The organism is Neisseria gonorrhoeae (assembly GCF_003315235.1).
In the GTDB taxonomy this organism is placed as follows: Bacteria; Pseudomonadota; Gammaproteobacteria; order Burkholderiales; family Neisseriaceae; genus Neisseria; species Neisseria gonorrhoeae.
This window is the reverse complement of sequence record NZ_QNRU01000037.1, coordinates 1-17,795: the sequence shown is the minus strand read 5'-3', so window position 1 is coordinate 17,795 and position 17,795 is coordinate 1. Positions and strand designations below refer to the sequence as shown.

At 53.9% G+C, this 17,795-nt stretch carries 11 protein-coding genes and 4 pseudogenes; 4 read left to right on the top strand and 11 right to left on the bottom strand.

Annotation, left to right across the window (positions count from 1 at the left end):
* The 5 genes and pseudogenes from DFR77_RS11255 to DFR77_RS11230 form a co-directional block, all read right to left on the bottom strand.
* A partial coding sequence (locus DFR77_RS11255) for a transposase (protein WP_481657163.1) occupies positions 1-211 on the bottom strand: 211 nt, incomplete at its 3' end.
* A 139-nt stretch (positions 212-350) separates the two neighbouring features.
* Positions 351-993, bottom strand: a pseudogene (gene pgmB / locus DFR77_RS11250) (beta-phosphoglucomutase).
* Positions 994-1,005: 12 nt separating this feature from the next.
* Positions 1,006-3,263, bottom strand: a pseudogene (locus tag DFR77_RS11245) (glycoside hydrolase family 65 protein).
* A gap of 182 nt (positions 3,264-3,445) precedes the next feature.
* A pseudogene (locus DFR77_RS11240) lies at positions 3,446-4,407 on the bottom strand (aldose epimerase family protein).
* 3 nt (positions 4,408-4,410) lie between these two features.
* Positions 4,411-5,765: pseudogene (locus tag DFR77_RS11230) on the bottom strand (SLC45 family MFS transporter).
* Between the two features lie 235 nt (positions 5,766-6,000).
* On the opposite strand from DFR77_RS11230, the gene ettA reads away from it, so the two are divergent.
* A complete protein-coding gene (gene ettA, locus DFR77_RS11225; RefSeq protein ID WP_003693514.1) occupies positions 6,001-7,677 on the top strand; it encodes an energy-dependent translational throttle protein EttA in 1,677 nt (558 codons plus the stop codon).
* A 59-nt stretch (positions 7,678-7,736) separates the two neighbouring features.
* On the opposite strand, the gene DFR77_RS11220 is transcribed toward ettA, so the two are convergent.
* The 3 genes from DFR77_RS11220 to rmpM all read right to left on the bottom strand — a co-directional run bounded on the left by DFR77_RS11220 (position 7,737) and on the right by rmpM (position 10,656).
* Positions 7,737-8,222: a phosphatidylglycerophosphatase A family protein gene (locus tag DFR77_RS11220; protein ID WP_003689495.1), complete on the bottom strand. Its 486-nt coding sequence runs from the start codon at positions 8,220-8,222 to the stop codon at positions 7,737-7,739.
* Positions 8,215-9,171: a thiamine-phosphate kinase gene (gene thiL / locus DFR77_RS11215; protein ID WP_003689496.1), complete on the bottom strand. Its 957-nt coding sequence runs from the start codon at positions 9,169-9,171 to the stop codon at positions 8,215-8,217. Before thiL ends, DFR77_RS11220 begins: the two co-directional genes overlap by 8 nt.
* Before the next feature lie 774 nt (positions 9,172-9,945).
* Positions 9,946-10,656, bottom strand: coding sequence for a peptidoglycan-binding outer membrane protein RmpM (gene rmpM, locus DFR77_RS11200; protein ID WP_003689500.1), 711 nt, complete (start codon positions 10,654-10,656; stop codon positions 9,946-9,948).
* Between the two features lie 363 nt (positions 10,657-11,019).
* Between rmpM and DFR77_RS11190 the strand changes: the two genes are divergently transcribed.
* Positions 11,020-11,970 carry a CysB family HTH-type transcriptional regulator gene (locus tag DFR77_RS11190; protein ID WP_003689503.1) on the top strand — a complete coding sequence of 317 codons (951 nt, stop codon included), beginning with the start codon at positions 11,020-11,022 and terminating at the stop codon, positions 11,968-11,970.
* A gap of 112 nt (positions 11,971-12,082) precedes the next feature.
* Here the strand turns inward: DFR77_RS11190 and fnr are convergent, their stop codons facing one another.
* Positions 12,083-12,817, bottom strand: coding sequence for a fumarate/nitrate reduction transcriptional regulator Fnr (gene fnr, locus DFR77_RS11185; RefSeq protein WP_010358997.1), 735 nt, complete (start codon positions 12,815-12,817; stop codon positions 12,083-12,085).
* A 134-nt stretch (positions 12,818-12,951) separates the two neighbouring features.
* On the opposite strand from fnr, the gene hemN reads away from it, so the two are divergent.
* Positions 12,952-14,373, top strand: coding sequence for an oxygen-independent coproporphyrinogen III oxidase (hemN, locus tag DFR77_RS11180; RefSeq protein ID WP_003689506.1), 1,422 nt, complete (start codon positions 12,952-12,954; stop codon positions 14,371-14,373).
* Between the two features lie 37 nt (positions 14,374-14,410).
* On the opposite strand, the gene DFR77_RS11175 is transcribed toward hemN, so the two are convergent.
* Both DFR77_RS11175 and DFR77_RS11170 read right to left on the bottom strand, forming a co-directional pair.
* The gene (locus tag DFR77_RS11175; RefSeq protein ID WP_153707880.1) at positions 14,411-14,599 is read right to left on the bottom strand and encodes a hypothetical protein; all 189 of its coding nucleotides are present in this window, start codon (positions 14,597-14,599) and stop codon (positions 14,411-14,413) included.
* 13 nt (positions 14,600-14,612) lie between these two features.
* Positions 14,613-16,187 carry an inorganic phosphate transporter gene (locus DFR77_RS11170; protein WP_003693510.1) on the bottom strand — a complete coding sequence of 525 codons (1,575 nt, stop codon included), beginning with the start codon at positions 16,185-16,187 and terminating at the stop codon, positions 14,613-14,615.
* A gap of 324 nt (positions 16,188-16,511) precedes the next feature.
* Between DFR77_RS11170 and DFR77_RS11160 the strand changes: the two genes are divergently transcribed.
* On the top strand, positions 16,512-17,612 hold the full coding sequence (locus DFR77_RS11160) for an anhydro-N-acetylmuramic acid kinase (RefSeq protein ID WP_010360735.1): 1,101 nt from the start codon (positions 16,512-16,514) through the stop codon (positions 17,610-17,612).
* Positions 17,613-17,795 lie beyond the last annotated feature (183 nt).

Sequence of the window (17,795 nt, the reverse complement as noted above, 5' to 3'; positions counted from 1 at the left end):
TGTGCCATTGTCCGGGCAGGACGGCTTTGAACATGGACGACAGGGGATGGGCGGGACGGCCGCGGCGGTCTCGGAGGTAACGGGTTTTTTGACGGATCAGGTATTGTTCGATCGGCTGCCAATCAATCACCTGGTCCAACTCCGATAGCGGGAAGCGGCCGATGTGTTTGGCAGTCATGGCTTGGGCGGTTTGCCGGAAGAAGGTGTTCATGGGAAATCCCCTAAATGCCTTGGTGGGAATTTAGGGGATTTTGGGGAATTTTGCAAAGGTCTCGGGTTATCATTCTGTTCTAAAAGCAGAAAGGCCGTCTGAAACACTGTTCAGACGGCCTTTTTACTTCCTTAGAATTTTATCTGCCCGACTGTTCCCACACATTTTGCAAGTAGGCGTAGGTCAGCTCGGCGGTGTCGGACACCAGCGCGATGTCGCTGCCCAAGTCTTCGGTTTTGCCCACGCCGATGGGCAAAGCGCCAGAGGCTTTGATGGCGGCGACGCCGGCAGCGGCGTATGTCCGCACCCACGCCCTCGGCGGCGGCAAGGAAGATGTCGGGGGAGGGTTTGGAATGCGCGACGGCGGCAGGGTCGGCGACGGTGTCGAAGAAGTGGGTCAGCCCCATGCGTTCGAGCAAGAACGGGCCGTTTTTACTGGCGGACGCGAGGGCGATTTTTTTGCCGTTTGCCCTCAATGCTTCCAGCAGCGGCAAAATGCCGGGGTACACGTCTTCGGGTTTGACTGCCTGAATCATCTCCAAGTAGTTGTCGTTTTTGCGGCAGGTCAGTTCGGCGAACTCGGCTTCGCCGACGGTTTTGCCGCCGTGCGCGAGGATGCGTTTGAGCGAATCGTCGCGCGACACGCCTTTGAGCTGCTCGTTAAACTTGCGGTCGATGCCGATGCCCAATTCTTCGGCAAGCTTTTTCCATGCGAGGTAGTGGTATTCGGCGGTATCGGTAATCACGCCGTCGAGATCGAAGAGCACTGCGGTAAAAGTCATTTTGCGCCCTCCTTATTTTTCCAATGCAACGGTGTGGCTGCCGTTGAGCGTGATGTCTTTGCCGTACACCTGCAATTCGAGCGGATCGCCTTTGAGCAGGGTGAAGACGACGTTTTTTGCCGACGGCGACTTTAATCAGACGGCCGCGGTAGTTGATGTGGAAGGCATAGCCTGTCCACGCACTCGGCAGGAACGGTGCGAAGCTGAGTTTGCCGCCCCAAGTTTTCATTTGGGCGAAACCTTGGACGATGGCGAGCCACGAGCCGGTCATAGAAGTAATATGCAGGCCGTCTTCGGTGTCGTTGTTGTAGTCGTCCAAGTCCAGGCGGGCGGTGCGCCGGTACATTTCCACGGCTTTTTCTTCTTTGCCCAGTTCGGCAGCGAGGATGGAGTGGATACATGGAGACAACGAGCTTTCATGCACGGTCATCGGTTCGTAGAAGTCGAAGTTGCGGCGTTTTTCGTCCATGTCGAAACGGTCGCCGAAGAAGTAGATGCCTTGCAATACGTCCGCCTGTTTGATGAAGGGCGAACGCAGGATTTTGTCCCACGACCATTTCTGGTTGAGCGGCAAATCGTCGGGCGAAAGCGCGGATACGGGGCGGATGTCTTTGTCAAGGAAGCCGTCGTGCTGCACGAATACGCCGAGTTCTTCGTCATGCGGACGGTACATATTCGCGCTGATGTCCGCCCATTTTTCCAACTCGGCGGCGCTCACGTTCGAACCCGGACGCGGGTATTTCGCCAAGGCTTCGCGGGTGTAGCCCAATACCCATGCGGCGAGGGTGTTGGTTTACCAGTTGTTGTTGATGTTGTTTTCGTATTCGTTCGGACCGGTTACGCCTTGAATCATGTATTTGCCGTTGCGTTTGGAGAAGTGGACGCGGTCCGCCCGGAAGCGGGACACTTCGACCAAGACTTCCAAGCCTTCTTTGGCAAGATAGCACTCGTCACCGGTGTAGTTGGTGTAGTTGTAGATGGCGTAAGGAATCGCGCCGTTACGGTGGATTTCCTCGAAGGTGATTTCCCATTCGTTGTGGCACTCGATGCCCGTAAACGTTACCATCGGACAGAGTGCGCCCGCCAAGCCCTGTTCGCGTGCGTTATGCTGCACCTGCGGCAATTTGGTTGCGGCGGTATTGCAGCAGGTTGCGGGTAACTTCGGGTTCCGCCAGTGCAAGGTAGAGCGGCACGGCGTAGGCTTCGGTGTCCCAATAGGTCGCGCCGCCGTATTTTTCGCCGGTAAAGCCTTTGGGGCCGATGTTCAGACGCGCGTCTTCGCCGTAGTAGGTGGAGAACAGTTGGAACAGGTTGAAGCGGATGCCCTGCTGTGCTTCGTCGCTGCCTTCGATGACCACGTCGGCGATTTCCCAACGATGCTGCCAGCCTGCTTTGTGCGCATCCAGCAAGGTTTCAAACGCAACACCTGCGATTTTTTCAGATAAGGCGCGGCCGGCGGCTTTCACTGCTTCCAAGCCCTGATAATCGCGGCTGGTGGTAACAATCACGCGTTTTTCAAAGGTTTCGGGCGTGCCGCCGACTTCGGCTTCAAAAGAATTAGAGACCTGCCAATCGGTTTGGCTGCCGCCGAAGGCTTTGAAGCTGCCGGCGAAGGTTTGCCCGGCGTTGACGATAAATTGTTCCACACCGAAAGGGTTGGCGACGGTTTGGGCGGCAATGTAGGAGCGGTCGTCTGAAACGCCTTTGTCCAATACCTGCCAGAATTTTTCTTCGTAGTTGGAGTCTTCGTTTTTCACGTCGGCATCGATGATGGAATCGATGCGGACTTGGTGGGTTTTGCCGTCAACGGACACGGCTTCCCAGCGGGTGAGAGCCAGCTCTTTTTGCGCGACCGACAGGAATTTGCACACATCGAAACGCACACCGAATACGGTGAACGAGCGGCGCAACACGCCGTGTTGCATATCCAGTTCGACGGAGAAGCCGGCAACGTCGTTTTTCGCCAAGTCCACCTCTTGCCCGTCGACAAAGATTTTGACTTTGCTGAAATTGAGCGCGTTGATGGCTTTGCCGAAATATTTGGGATAGCCGTTTTTCCACCAGCCGACGCGGGTTTTGTCGGGAAACCACACGCCGGCGATGTAGGTGCCCAAGTGGCTGTCGGCGGAGTAGGTTTCCTCAAAGCTGCCGCGCATACCCATATAGCCGTTGCCCAAGCTGGTCAGGCTCTCTTGCAGCCGTTTGTGTTCTTTTTCCAGTTTTGCCGAACGCAGCGTCCAAGGGCTGATTTCCATAATTCTTGTGTACATCGTAAAGCTCCTGTTTGGATTGATTTGAGGGAATGGTGAAATCTTATAGTGGATTAACAAAAATCAGGACAAGGCGACGAAGCCGCAGACAGTACAGATAGTACGGCAAGGCGAGGCAACGCCGTACTGGTTTTTGTTAATCCACTATAAAAAGGTCGTCTGAAACCGGTGTTAGGAAGCTCCTAAGAAAGGGATTCGATGCCGTAAGCAATCGTCGCCTCCCTAGTATCACCCTTGTTCAGACGGATATTGCCGAATTCGGGCCAATGCAGGCTGTCGGGCAGCGTCTGCGCCTCGGTCGCCAGCGCGTCGTAAACGCCCGCATCGTGCCGCGCGAAATCCTGCGGGGCGGCGGTAAAGATGACCAAGCCGTTGCGGTCGCTGTATATGCTGATACGACGGCGGCGTCCGGCTTGCAACACGGCGGCGGGACGGCCTATATCGGACGGCACGCGGTAAGCGTCGTCAAAACCGGCCCGTTTCGCGGCGCAGGGCGGCAACGGCGGCATCCGGCGGCTTGGACCGGCTGAAATCAAATACTTCGAGGCCGTCTGAAACCGTTAAGACGGGCAGTTTTTCGGCATCGGCCGGAATATGTCCGCCCTGCGGAATATGCAGAACCGCATCGTGCAGGCCCGCGTCCAGCCGCCAGTAAATGTGCAGCGTCGGGTCGAACACCGTGTCGCCGAGCGCGGTGGCGCGATAGGTAACGGTAAGCCGGCCGTCCTCGTCCAAGCGGTAGGAAATATCCAAATCGTTGGGATAACCGTCGGCCGTCTGCCGCCACCGCGTTGAAACGGGTAACGGCCAGCCCGTGCGAACCGCCGTGCAGCGCGTTCCTGCCTTCGTTGGCCTCCACGCGGTAAGTCCTACCGTTGATGTCGAACGCCGCACCGCGGATGCGTCCGGCCACGCGCCCTATCTGCTTGTTAATCTGAAACGGATTGTCCGCATAGGAAGCCGCATCGTCGAACGACACCACGGGGTTTTCGCGCACGCCGTCTGCCAAAACGGAAAATTCCTGCACAATCCCGCCCAAGTCCAGCACGAAGACGCACGTACCACGCCGGTTGGACAGCACATAGCCGGTTACGGCCCGCCCGTCGATCAGGCCGAAATCGCGGGTAGCGGGGGTATCGCTCATCGCTCAAACCCCGCCGTGGGTCTCTTTAATCAGACAGACTGAGAAGGCTCCCAGCAGCAAGACTGCGCCTGCAACCAAGAACATGGTTGCCTGATGGCCGCCCAGCATCGGGAAAAGCACGAAACTCAACAGCGAAGCGACGATTTGCGGCATACAGACAGAGCCGTTAAACAGGCCCAAATAAGTATCCATGTGTTTGCCCGACAAAGCGTTGGCCACAATCGTCAGCGGATAAGTGATAATGCCCGCCCAAGCGATGCCGATTAAGATATAAGACAGGATGAGTGCGTATTGATTGTAGATGAAGAAGATAGAGAAGAAACCGAGCGCGCCCAAAGCCAAACAGCCGAAATAACCCGCCTTATGGTATTTATTCGGTACTTTTGCCAGAATAAACGAACAAATCACCGCCGCAACCGACTACACCGCCGCCAAAACGCCGTACCGGTTGCCCGCCTCCTGATGGCCTACGGAAGACGCATCGGTAGTGTGCCAGACGTTTTCTGCAATCGCGCCTGCCGAGTAAGTCCACATATACCGGAAGGCGAACCAGCAGAAAAACTGTACCGGAGTAACCGTCCAAAACACTTTAGGCGCGGTTTTTAAGAGTTCGAACCAGTTGGCTTTTTCCTGATTCGCGGCGACATCGATGCCGTGGTAACGGGCGTAGGTTTCCGGGTCGTATTCTTTGACTTTGGAGATTGTGAACGCACTGGTAATAATCAGTAACGCCGCACCCACATAGAATGCTACGACCACGGTTTGTGGCACAACGCCTTTCTCGGCAGTGTTCGCCAAACCGATATACGCGAACACAAACGGCAGAATCGCTGCCACAACCGCGTCCGTATTCGCTAAGAAACTTTGAATCCCGTAGGCGTAGCTTTTCTGCTCCTCGTTGACCATATCGCCGACCATCATCTTAAACGGCTGCATCGCCATATTCGACGACACGTCCAACAGCGCAATCATCAGCGCGCCGAACGACAAGGCCGCCAGCGACGCATAGCCGAAACCGAAGCTGCCCGAGTTCGGCATCAAAATCATCACGATGACCGCAATCAGCGTGCCGTAAAGCAGATACGGCAGGCGGCGGCCGCCCAAGCGCGGCTTCCAAGTGCGGTCTGAGTAGTAGCCACTATCGGCTGAACCAGCATCCCCGCCAGCGGCGGCAGGATGAAAAACCAGCCCAAATTGTGCGGGTCTGCGCCTAGCGTTTGAAAAATGCGGCTCATCTGCGAGCTTTGCAGGGTAAAGGCCGTCTGAACGCCGAGATAGCCGAAGCTCAACATCCAAATCGTGCTTTTTGCCGGCGCGGGCAAACCTTGTTTTGCTGTTTGAGGCGTATATTCCGACATAAAGTAAATCCTTTTTTTTGATTTGAAAAGTATTTGCTTTGGAAAATCCGAAATGGTTGCCGGCGCGGCGATCCCCTATCATTATTATTTTTTTGTCTGTATAATTTCAAAGGGATAGGCGGATTTTATGAATCCTGCCCGATTTTGGCAATACCGGTTCGCGGATAAACTGGCTTAAATCAAATTATCGGTTAAAATGGCCGTCTGAAATTTGTTTGACCGAATCGAGAAAACTATGTCCCAACAATACGTCTATTCTATGCTGCGCGTGAGCAAGGTTGTGCCGCCGCAGAAAACCATCATTAAAGATATTTCCCTTTCTTTCTTCCCCGGCGCGAAAATCGGCCTCTTGGGCTTGAACGGCACGGGCAAGTCCACCGTGCTGCGGATTATGGCGGGCGTGGATAAAGAATTTGAGGGCGAAGCCGTGCCGATGGGCGGCATCAAAATCGGCTATCTGCCGCAAGAGCCGGAGCTTGATCCGGAAAAAACCGTGCGCGAGGAAGTGGAAAGCGGTTTGGGCGAAGTGGCTGCCGCACAGAAACGTTTGGAAGAAGTGTATGCCGAGTACGCCAATCCCGATGCGGATTTTGACGCGCTGGCGGAAGAACAAGACCGCTTGGAAGCGATTATCGCGGCGGGTTCGTCAACTGGCGGCGGTGCGGAACACGAATTGGAAATCGCTGCCGACGCGCTGCGCCTGCCTGATTGGGATGCCAAAATCGGCAATCTTTCGGGCGGTGAAAAACGCCGCGTCGCTTTATGCAAACTTTTGTTGAGCAAGCCCGATATGCTGCTCTTGGACGAGCCGACCAACCACTTGGATGCGGAATCGGTGGAATGGCTGGAGCAATTCCTCGTGCGCTTCCCCGGCACAGTGGTCGCGGTAACGCACGACCGCTACTTCCTCGACAACGCCGCCGAATGGATTTTGGAGCTCGACCGCGGACACGGCATTCCGTGGAAAGGCAATTACTCGTCTTGGCTGGAGCAGAAAGAAAAACGCTTGGAAAACGAGGCGAAATCCGAAGCCGCGCGCGTGAAGGCGATGAAGCAGGAATTGGAATGGGTGCGCCAAAATGCCAAAGGCCGCCAAGCCAAGCCCAAAGCGCGTTTGGCGCGTTTTGAAGAAATGAGCAACTACGAATACCAAAAACGCAACGAAACTCAGGAAATCTTTATCCCTGTTGCCGAGCGTTTGGGTAACGAAGTGATTGAATTTGTGAATGTTTCCAAATCGTTCGGCGATAAAGTGCTGATTGACGATTTGAGCTTCAAAGTGCCGGCGGGCGCGATTGTCGGCATCATCGGCCCGAACGGCGCGGGTAAATCGACGCTGTTCAAAATGATTGCGGGCAAAGAGCAGCCCGATTCGGGCGAAGTGAAAATCGGGCAAACCGTGAAAATGAGCTTGATTGACCAAAGCCGCGAAGGTTTGCAAAACGACAAAACCGTGTTCGACAACATTGCCGAAGGTCGCGATATTTTGCAGGTCGGACAGTTTGAAATCCCCGCCCGCCAATATTTGGGACGCTTCAACTTTAAAGGCAGCGACCAAAGCAAAATCGCAAGGCAGCTTTCCGGCGGCGAACGCGGCCGTCTGCACTTGGCAAAAACCTTGTTGGGCGGCGGCAATGTGTTGCTGCTGGACGAACCGTCCAACGATCTCGACGTGGAAACCCTGCGCGCGTTGGAAGACGCATTGTTGGAATTTGCCGGCAGCGTGATGGTGATTTCGCACGACCGCTGGTTTCTCGACCGCATAGCCACGCATATCTTGGCGTGTGAAGGCGACTCCAAATGGGTGTTCTTCGACGGCAACTATCAAGAATACGAAGCCGACAAGAAACGCCGACTCGGCGAAGAAGGCGCGAAACCGAAACGCATCAAATACAAACCGGTAACGCGTTAACCTCCGAAACAATGCCGTCTGAAAGGCTTTCAGACGGCATTTTTACAAGGCAGCCCCGTTTAAAACAGCATTGCAATCCTCAAGACAATCAAGGTCATCACCGCAGCCGCCATATCGTCCGCCATAATGCCCAAACCGCCGTGCAGATTCTTGTCAAACCAACCGACGGGGGGCGGTTTGAGCGCATCAAACAGACGGAACAGAACAAATGCCGCCAGCCACCACGTCCACCTGAACGGCACAAACGCCAGCACAAACAGCATGGCGACAATCTCGTCCCAAACAATCCCACCGTGGTCGCTGACACCCGTTTCACGTTCCGCACACGCACAAATACGTATGCCCCACATAAACAGCACGATACACACAAAAGCCAGCAGCAGCCCGTCTATGCCGAGCAAAATCAGCACAAACGCCAAAGGCAGTGCCGCCAAAGTGCCGAATGCGCCCGGTGCAAACGGAGCCAGCCCGCTGCCGAAACCGAAAGCCAAAAAACACAACGGCCGTTTCAACAGCCACGCAAAGTCAGGTTTAAAATCAGCCAAAATGATCGAATCCTAAAGAATGTAGTTCCAATTCCCTGCCGCCGGCATCTAAAACCTTCAGACGGCATCCTCCGTTGATTTTGCCGATGCACGTTACCGGCACGCCGCACCGTTCCGCCGCATCAAGCACGCGGCTGCGGCAACTTTCCGGAGCGGTAAAAACCAGCTCGTAATCGTCGCCGCCCGCCAAAGTATAAGACAGCCATTGCGCTCGGGGCAAAATATCTTTCAATACAGATAAAGATGGCAGCGAATCGGCCCAAATTTCCGCCCCCACGCCGGAAGCGGTCAGGATATGCCCCAAATCTTGCGCAAGGCCGTCTGAAACATCCTGTGCCGCCCGGGCAAACGGCAACAGCGCAAGCCCCAGCCCAACCCTTGGCTCGGGACGGAGCAGCTTTTGTTCGCATTCGGCGAACACATCATCCGGCAACACACACCGTTTCAGACGGCAGTTCAAAGCCGCCGCCGCCATACCGACACGCCCCGACACCCAAATATCGTCGCCCGCAACCGCCGCATCACGCCGCAACGCCCTACCCTTCGGCAATTCGCCGATAATGGTTACATTGAACGCCATATCGCCCTTGGTCGTATCGCCGCCGATTAACGTTACGCCAAACTTTTTTGCCAAACCGAAAAAGCTGCCGCAAAACCGTTCCAGCCATACTTCATCCAATTCGGGCAACGCCGCGCTCAGCAGCACCCAACGCGGTATCGCACCCATCGCCGCCATATCTGAAATATTGACGGCCAAAACCTTCCAAGCCAAGCCTTCAGGTTTGACATCTGCAAAAAAATGCCTGTCCTTCAAAAGCATATCCGCACTGAAACACAAATCGAAGCCTTCGCGCGGGCGGACAATCGCCGCATCGTCGCCTATGCCCAATACGACATCCTTATCCGTACCTGTTTGCAAATACCGTTTGATGAAGTCGAATTCTTTCATATCCCAAAATATCCGGCGTGCGAATCCAATTTAAATCATAGCAAAGCAGCAAAGGTCGTACAAACAATAAAGCGGCTCATTCAGTGTTTCAGCGTATTTCACTTTTAGCTTTAGCCATACCGTACCCGTATGCACCGACCACCCTGTTTCAACACACAAACGGCATATCAAAGCACCGCACTGCACGCCGCCCCGAATGCAAAGCGGCAACTTCCGCCACCGATTAGGCTCAATCGCTGCAACTGGCGGGGTTTCAACCGAAAAGGGATGATGATAAAACCATATCCGGCATACAGTGCCGCACACATCGGGCACGATTCCATCCATTTCCCAATGAGGGGGAAAGGCGTGAATTTGTATGAATTATCCCTTTCGGGGCTTGATACAGAAAGGATTCCCTTGCTATGGGCAAACCCACATCCTACCGCCTTAAAATCAGAGTTTCAACCGATATAGTGGATTAAATTTAAACCGGTACGGCGTTGCCTCGCCTTGCCGTACTATTGTACTGTCTGCGGCTTCGTCGCCTTGTCCTGATTTTTGTTAATCCACTATAAAGCGCGGCAATGGGACACAAACATGAATCTGAATCCGAATCCGAACCTGCACCCCGATTCTGACGATAGCCGTTTCAGAAAACCACCCAAAAAAACAAACCCCGCAAAAGCGGGGTTTGTTTCACATCATCGATACCGGCCGACGTTTCACGAATATTGCAACAGTACCCGGTACAAAATCCGCTAACCTCATGCATCGGCAAGATATTACCTAGCCTTAGTGTTGGTGATGATTGCGTGCCGGCACAACCTGACGGGTTACGATGCTGCGGATTTTCACATCTACGCGGCGGTCAGGTTCGATACATGCAATCAGAGCCTCACGTTTTTTGGCTTTAGAGGCTTTCGCACCCAGTTTGGCAACTTCGGCTTGACAAACTTGAGTCATTTGCGCTTGAGATTCGCCCAAGCCGACAGCAGAAATTCTAGAAGCAGGTACGCCGTTGCTGACCAGGTTGTTTGCCACTACGTATGCGCGGCGTTCGGACAGAGCCTGATTGTATTTTTCAGAACCCATAAAGTCGGTATGGCCTTCGACGCGGACAGATTGGACATTGGTTCGACTCAGGCGTTGCGCCAATACTTTCAGGTTGTCTTGAGCTTCGGCGCGCAATGAATCCTTATCGAAACCGAACAGGGTTTTGGCAGACAGGGAAATGGTTTCATCAACATATTGAGGAGCCTGCTCCACAACGGCGACAGGCGCGGGTTCGGGCTCGGGGACGGCAACCGCATCGCCGCATTCTACGCGACCTTGGCTTGCTTTATCAAAGTAGGCGTTTTTCCAGCATTCTCCATAGTTGTTGCGTACGATTTCGTTCGACTGGCCGCTTACGGTGTAACCCTGAACGGACGCCTCGCCCGCAACAGCAGTGCCGGAAGCGAGCAATGCAACGAATAATGCGCTTAATTTCAGCTGTTTGGTCATTTTATTCCCTCATTAGATTTGTACAGCAGATACAGAAGCAACTGCTGAATTGCCAACATACAGGCCGCTGTAGAAACATGGCGGCAAATCGGATATTTCAGTCTCCACTATAAAGAAACAGGGGGCGGACTGTCAATACTCAACGCCTGAAAACAACCGTAAAACAGCCTGTTTCCTGATAGTCTATCATGCCGAAAAATCAATTCCGTGTCATTACTTTAGGGGGATTTTTTCCATATCGCACGATTGCCGTTGCACAAAAACAACAAACACAACGGCAAAGCCCCATACCGTACCGGCAAGAAAATATGATAAATTATAAACAATGTTCAGCCACCCGACACAGACCCACACCGACCCGCCATGAAATTACAACAATTGAAATACGCCTTAGAAGTTTACCGGCACAACCTGAACGTTTCCGAAGCGGCCGAAGCCTTATTCACATCACAACCCGGCATCTCCAAACAAATCAAATTGCTGGAAGAAGAAATCGGCATTCAGATTTTTATCCGCAGCGGCAAGCGCGTGGTTTCGGTCTCGCAGCCGGGCAAGGTGGTTTTGGATATTGCGGAACGTATTTTGCGCGATGTACAGAACATTAAAAATATCGGCAGCGAGTTTACCGGACAGGACAGCGGTTCGCTGACGGTTGCCACGACGCATACGCAGGCGCGCTATGCCCTACCGTTGATTGTTGCCGATTTTGTGAAACGCTATCCGAAAGTCAATCTGACCATCAAACAGGGAAGCCCTGCCGCCATCGCCCAAATGGTTACTTCGGGAGAATCTGATTTGGCGATTGTTACGGAACGGATAGACGACCACCCCGAGTTGGGAAGGCTTTCCTGCTACGACTGGACACACGCGGTGATTGTGCCGAACGACCATCCGCTGCTCGAATGCAGGAATCCCCTCCGTATTGAAGATTTGGCGAGGTTTCCGCTGATTACTTATGAATTTGCATTCAATGCGGGCAGCAGCATCGCGCGGGCATTCGCCAAAGCCCGTTTGGAACGGCCGGATGTCGCATTGGCGGCGGCGGATACGGATGTATTGAAGACTTATGTGCGCTTGGGTTTGGGCGTGGGACTGATGGCGAAAATGGCATACAACCCGGATACGGACGGCGATTTGCAGCTTGTGGATGCGGCACACCTGTTCGAGCCGTCGCCGACGTGGATAGCTTTGCGCAGCGATACTTATTTGCGCGGATATGCCTACGACTTTATCCAAGCGTTTGCGCCGCACCTGACACGCGAGAAGGTGGATAGGATTCTGTACACGCCCATCAGCGAGGATTTTTCGATTTAGGCGGCTGCCGGTTTTCAGGCGGCACTTTGCGGCAGATACAACAAACAGGGCAGATGTTTTCGTCTGCCCTGTGTTTATTGAGAATGCCGTCTGAAATGTTCGTACAGGTTAATCAAATGGCGTGCGAACAACCGGATACCATTTTTTTCAGCACCTGCAGATTGAGAATCTTGATGTGTTTGTGTTCGACGGAAATCAATCCTTCCTGATGGAACTTGGATAATGTGCGGCTGACGGTTTCAAGTTTCAGCCCGAGATAACTGCCGATTTCTTCGCGGGACATTCTTAAGATGAAGTCGTTGGCGGCGAAACCTCGGGAATAAAGGCGTTGGGAAAGGTTCAACAGGAAGGCGGCAATCCGTTCTTCGGCGCGCATATTGCCCAACAACAGCATAACACCTTGATCGCGCACAATTTCGCGGCTTATCATGCGGAAAAAGTGTGTACGCAGGCTGGGGATATTCTGACCGAGCTCTTCGATATGGGTAAACGGCAACTCGCATACCTCGCTGTTTTCCAAGGCGACCGCGTCGCAACTGTGCACATAGGAACAGATGCCGTCCATGCCGATGAGTTCGCCCGACATAAAGAAACCCGTTACCTGATCGCGGCCGTCCTGACTGGCGACGGTTGTTTTGAAGAAGCCCGAACGGATGGCAAAGAGCGAGGTAAAGGCTCCGCCGGCACGGAACAGGTATTCGCCTTTTTTCAGGCGGCGGCTTTGGCGGATGACGGCATCGAGTTGGCTGAACTCGTTGGGCAGCAGCCCGACAGGCAGGCAGAGTTCCCGCAAAGAACAGGAAGAACACAGCGTTTTCATCTGATGTGTAGTATTATGCGAAGCCATACCGTACCTTTTCGTGTGTTTTGCCCCATCCCGATTATGTGCTTGTTGACACATATCAAGACAGGTTTATCATACTGTGGCATTCTACCAAACTATCCAAAATTTGACTAACATCATAAAACCGCACACACACCATGAAAATCATTCAGATACAGAACAATCACAATGTAAACGATGACCGCCCCGAGTTTGACCGCGCGCTGATTGCCAGCCTGCCCGCCAGCGGCCCGCGCTATACTTCCTACCCTACCGCCGACCGTTTCCATGACGGTTTCCGCGAAGGCGAATATATCAAAGTTTTACATTTGCGCGGTATGGGCGCGTTAAACAAACCGCTTTCCCTTTACATTCACATTCCGTTTTGCAACACCATCTGCTACTACTGCGGCTGCAACAAAATCATCACCAAAGACAAAAGCCGCGCCGATACCTACATCGAATATCTTGAAAAAGAAATGGAACTGCTCGCTCCACATCTGAACGGACGGCACCAGCTTGCCCAACTGCACTTCGGCGGCGGCACGCCGACCTTTTTGAGCGACGAACAGATCGAACGTGTCTTCCGCATGATCCGCAAACATTTCGAACTGATACCGTCCGGCGAATATTCCATCGAAATCGACCCGCGCAAAGTCAGCCGCGACACCGTCCTCATGCTCGGCAGACTCGGCTTCAACCGCATGAGCGTCGGCATTCAGGATTTCGACCCCAAAGTGCAGGCGGCAGTCAACCGCATCCAAAGCTACGAAGAAACCAAAGAAGTCATCGATGCCGCCCGTGAGGCAGGGTTCAAATCCGTCAGCGTCGATTTGATTTACGGCTTGCCGCATCAGACTTCCGAAAGCATCAAAACCACCATAGATACCGTTTTGTCGCTCGATCCCGACCGCCTCGCCCTTTACCACTACGCCCACCTGCCGCACGTGTTCAAACCGCAACGCCGCATCGATACCGCCGCCGTCCCCGACAGCGAAGAGAAGCTCGATATGCTGCAATACTGCGTCCAAACCCTGACAGAGCGCGGCTACGTCTTCATCGGCATGGACCATTTCGCCAAACCTGACGACGAACTCTCCATCGCCCTCAAAGAAGGCTTCCTCCAACGCAACTTCCAAGGCTATTCGACCTACGCGGATTGCGATTTGGTCGCCATCGGCGTGTCGTCCATCGGCAAAATCGGCAGCACCTATTCCCAAAACGAACGCGACATCGATGCCTACTATGCCGCCATCGACGAAGGCAGACTGCCCATCATGCGCGGCTACCAGCTCAATCAGGACGACATCCTGCGCCGCAACATCATTCAGGATTTAATGTGCCGCTTCGCGCTCGACTACAGGATTTACGAAAGTATGTTCGGCATCCCGTTCGACCGCTACTTCAAAGACGAACTGGCGGATTTGGAAAAACTCGCCGGTTTGGGATTGGTGCGCCTGAACAGCCACGGGCTGACCGTTACACCGAAAGGACGCTTCCTCATCCGCAACATCGCCATGGTCTTCGACTACCACCTGCGCCACAAAGAAACCAAAGCGAAATATTCGCAAACGGTGTGATTGCGGCTAACGTACAAAAGCCGTCTGAAAGGCTTTTTCAGACGGCATTTTGCTGCCGAGGATAAGTGTTTTCAAGAACAGGCGGCGGCATATCATAACCTTTGTGTCCGACCGTTCCGAAACCAAGATACCAAACAGCATATCCCGACAGAACAGATTGTGCATAAGGCACAAGCCCGCACATTCCATCAACAAAATGCCGTCTGAACACGGGTTCAGACGGCATCAGTATTTTACAATCAGAACACTGCCTGCAAAATCAAATAGCTGGCCATCGACAATACAGCGGCGGCAGGCAGGGTAATGACCCACGCCAAACCGATGGGTTTCATCAGTTTCCAGTTGGCATTGCGGTTGACCAGACCGATACCGAGTACCGCGCCGACCAAGATATGCGTACTGGACACGGGCAGCCCCATCAGCGACGCGCCCATCACGACGGATGCGGCGGACAGTTCGGCGGTAAAACCCGAAGCAGGATGCATTTCCGCCAAACTCGTACCGACGGTTTTAATCACCTCTTTACCGACAAACCACAAACCGACAATCAGCGCGATGCCGAAAGTCAGCATCGCAATCGGAGGGACGGCGCTTTGCGCGGCAACGCTGTTCGTCCGCAAAACATCCATAATCGCGGCAAACGGGCCGATGGCGTTGGCGATATCGTTCGCACCGTGGCTGAATGCGAAGCCGCAGGCGGTAAAGACCTGCATCCATGAAAACATCTGAAAGGTCGATTTGCCCAAGTCTTTACGCTTGAGGCTTTTGGCAAACACAAACGTCCCCATCCACACCGCCGCGCCTATCATAAAGATGGTCAGGAAGCTGTTGACGTTGCTCATCCCCAAATGCAGGTTTTTCAAGCCCTTGAAAATCAGCATAGCGGAAATCATCATCGTGCCGAACGAAGCGATAAAGGGAATCCAAGAATGCAGCGCCTTGTAGGAATCGACATTGTTTTTACGGTTGTCGAACGCATAAAGACCGCGGTAATACTCCGATTGCAGCTCTTGAGGATCGAATTCGGGTTCGTCGTAAATTTGCGCGTCGTGCGCCATTTTGGTGGCGTACTCGACTTTTTCGGCTTCGGACAAACCCTCGAAAAACAGGCGGTGCCGTTCTTTATAGGCCTTTTTTTCCTGCTTGATGCCCTTGAGCGTTCCTTCCGCCCAAGCGTTGTAATCTAAGACGTTTTTCTTGACGCGCGAAAACAGGAAATAGGACACCGCGCCGCCCAACACGGGCGACAATACCCAAGACATCCCGATTTCGCCCAGCTTGCCCCACCGTATCAACGCCACCCCGTCCGCATTATGCGTAAACGCCATACACAACGCACTGCCGACGATGCCGCCGATAATCGCGTGCGTCGTCGAAACCGGCAGACCTTTGCGGGACGCGAACAGCAGCCACAACGCCGCCGCCAAAAGCGCGGACATCATAATAAACACAAACTGTATGGGTTCGAAATCAACACCCTTCAAATCGACGATGCCTTTGCGTATGGTATCGGTTACCTCGCCGCCCGCGATGACCGCGCCGCTGACCTCAAATACCGCCGCAATCAGCAAAGCCTGCGGGATGGTCAGCGTGCCTGCACCGACGCTGGTGCCGAAAGAATTGGCAACATCGTTGCCGCCGATGTTGAACGCCATAAACACACCGAACATCGTGGCAATAATGAATAAGGCGGCGTAATTGTAATGGGTATAACCCAAGCCCCAATAAATAAAATAGCCGACTGTACCTACCAGCATGGCGGCAAAGACGGCGTTGATGGTTTTAACATTTGCGCTCATTTGGATTTGAGCCATGGCAATCTTCCTTTAATGTGGTGGAAATCATGAGTGTTGCCGACACTGTATTGCTGCCTCCGGTCGAACTGCCGTTTCGGGATATGGCAGACGCATCCTTCCTTCTGAACCGCATCCGAATACCCCCAAACCTGACCGAATGCAAAACTGCTGCCGGAAACGGTTTGTATGACACTTCTACTACTGGATGTTGCGGGCGCATTATAATATTTTTCCACCCGTCTTAAAACATTTATTTACACTTTATTTACACTGCGGCGGCAAATCGGTATACGAGCGTCAATACACGTTAAAATGGCGTTTTGCACCAGTTTGGGAGTGATGATGGAAACACAGCTTTACATCGGCATTATGTCGGGAACCAGTATGGACGGGGCGGATGCCGTGCTGGTACGGATGGACGGCGGCAAATGGCTGGGCGCGGAAGGGCACGCCTTTACCCCCTACCCTGACCGGTTGCGCCGCAAATTGCTGGATTTGCAGGACACAGGCACAGACGAACTGCACCGCAGCAGGATGTTGTCGCAAGAACTCAGCCGCCTGTACGCGCAAACCGCCGCCGAACTGCTGTGCAGTCAAAACCTCGCTCCGTGCGACATTACCGCCCTCGGCTGCCACGGGCAAACCGTCCGACACGCGCCGGAACACGGTTACAGCATACAGCTTGCCGATTTGCCGCTGCTGGCGGAACTGACGCGGATTTTTACCGTCGGCGACTTCCGCAGCCGCGACCTTGCCGCCGGCGGACAAGGTGCGCCGCTCGTCCCCGCCTTTCACGAAGCCCTGTTCCGCGATGACAGGGAAACACGCGTGGTACTGAACATCGGCGGGATTGCCAACATCAGCGTACTCCCCCCCGGCGCACCCGCCTTCGGCTTCGACACAGGGCCGGGCAATATGCTGATGGACGCGTGGACGCAGGCACACTGGCAGCTGCCTTACGACAAAAACGGTGCAAAGGCGGCACAAGGCAACATATTGCCGCAACTGCTCGGCAGGCTGCTCGCCCACCCGTATTTCTCACAACCCCACCCCAAAAGCACGGGGCGCGAACTGTTTGCCCTAAATTGGCTCGAAACCTACCTTGACGGCGGCGAAAACCGATACGACGTATTGCGGACGCTTTCCCGATTCACCGCGCAAACCGTTTGCGACGCCGTCTCACACGCAGCGGCAGATGCCCGTCAAATGTACATTTGCGGCGGCGGCATCCGCAATCCTGTTTTAATGGCGGATTTGGCAGAATGTTTCGGCACACGCGTTTCCCTGCACAGCACCGCCGAACTGAACCTCGATCCTCAATGGGTGGAGGCAGCCGCATTTGCGTGGTTGGCGGCGTGTTGGATTAACCGCATTCCCGGTAGTCCGCACAAAGCGACCGGCGCATCCAAACCGTGTATTCTGGGCGCGGGATATTATTATTGAGCGCAAATACCGTCTGAAAGCCATTTCCGCCGTTCAGACGGCATTTCCACCCCTTTCGTTTACAAACCCTTAAAATCCATTTACACTCAAACCCGTTCAAAACAAAACAAACCCTGCCATGAAAACCCTGCTCCTCCTCATCCCCCTCGTACTCACCGCCTGCGGCACACTGACCGGCATACC

Coding starts and splice junctions, on each gene's coding strand:
- fnr (WP_010358997.1), bottom strand. CDS start 12,817: ATGGCTTCGCATAATACTACACATCAGATGAAAACGCTGTGTTCTTCC.
- DFR77_RS11160 (WP_010360735.1), top strand. CDS start 16,512: ATGGAAACACAGCTTTACATCGGCATTATGTCGGGAACCAGTATGGAC.
- ettA (WP_003693514.1), top strand. CDS start 6,001: ATGTCCCAACAATACGTCTATTCTATGCTGCGCGTGAGCAAGGTTGTG.
- thiL (WP_003689496.1), bottom strand. CDS start 9,171: ATGAAAGAATTCGACTTCATCAAACGGTATTTGCAAACAGGTACGGAT.
- DFR77_RS11175 (WP_153707880.1), bottom strand. CDS start 14,599: ATGCCGTCTGAACCCGTGTTCAGACGGCATTTTGTTGATGGAATGTGC.
- rmpM (WP_003689500.1), bottom strand. CDS start 10,656: ATGACCAAACAGCTGAAATTAAGCGCATTATTCGTTGCATTGCTCGCT.
- hemN (WP_003689506.1), top strand. CDS start 12,952: ATGAAAATCATTCAGATACAGAACAATCACAATGTAAACGATGACCGC.
- DFR77_RS11190 (WP_003689503.1), top strand. CDS start 11,020: ATGAAATTACAACAATTGAAATACGCCTTAGAAGTTTACCGGCACAAC.
- DFR77_RS11170 (WP_003693510.1), bottom strand. CDS start 16,187: ATGGCTCAAATCCAAATGAGCGCAAATGTTAAAACCATCAACGCCGTC.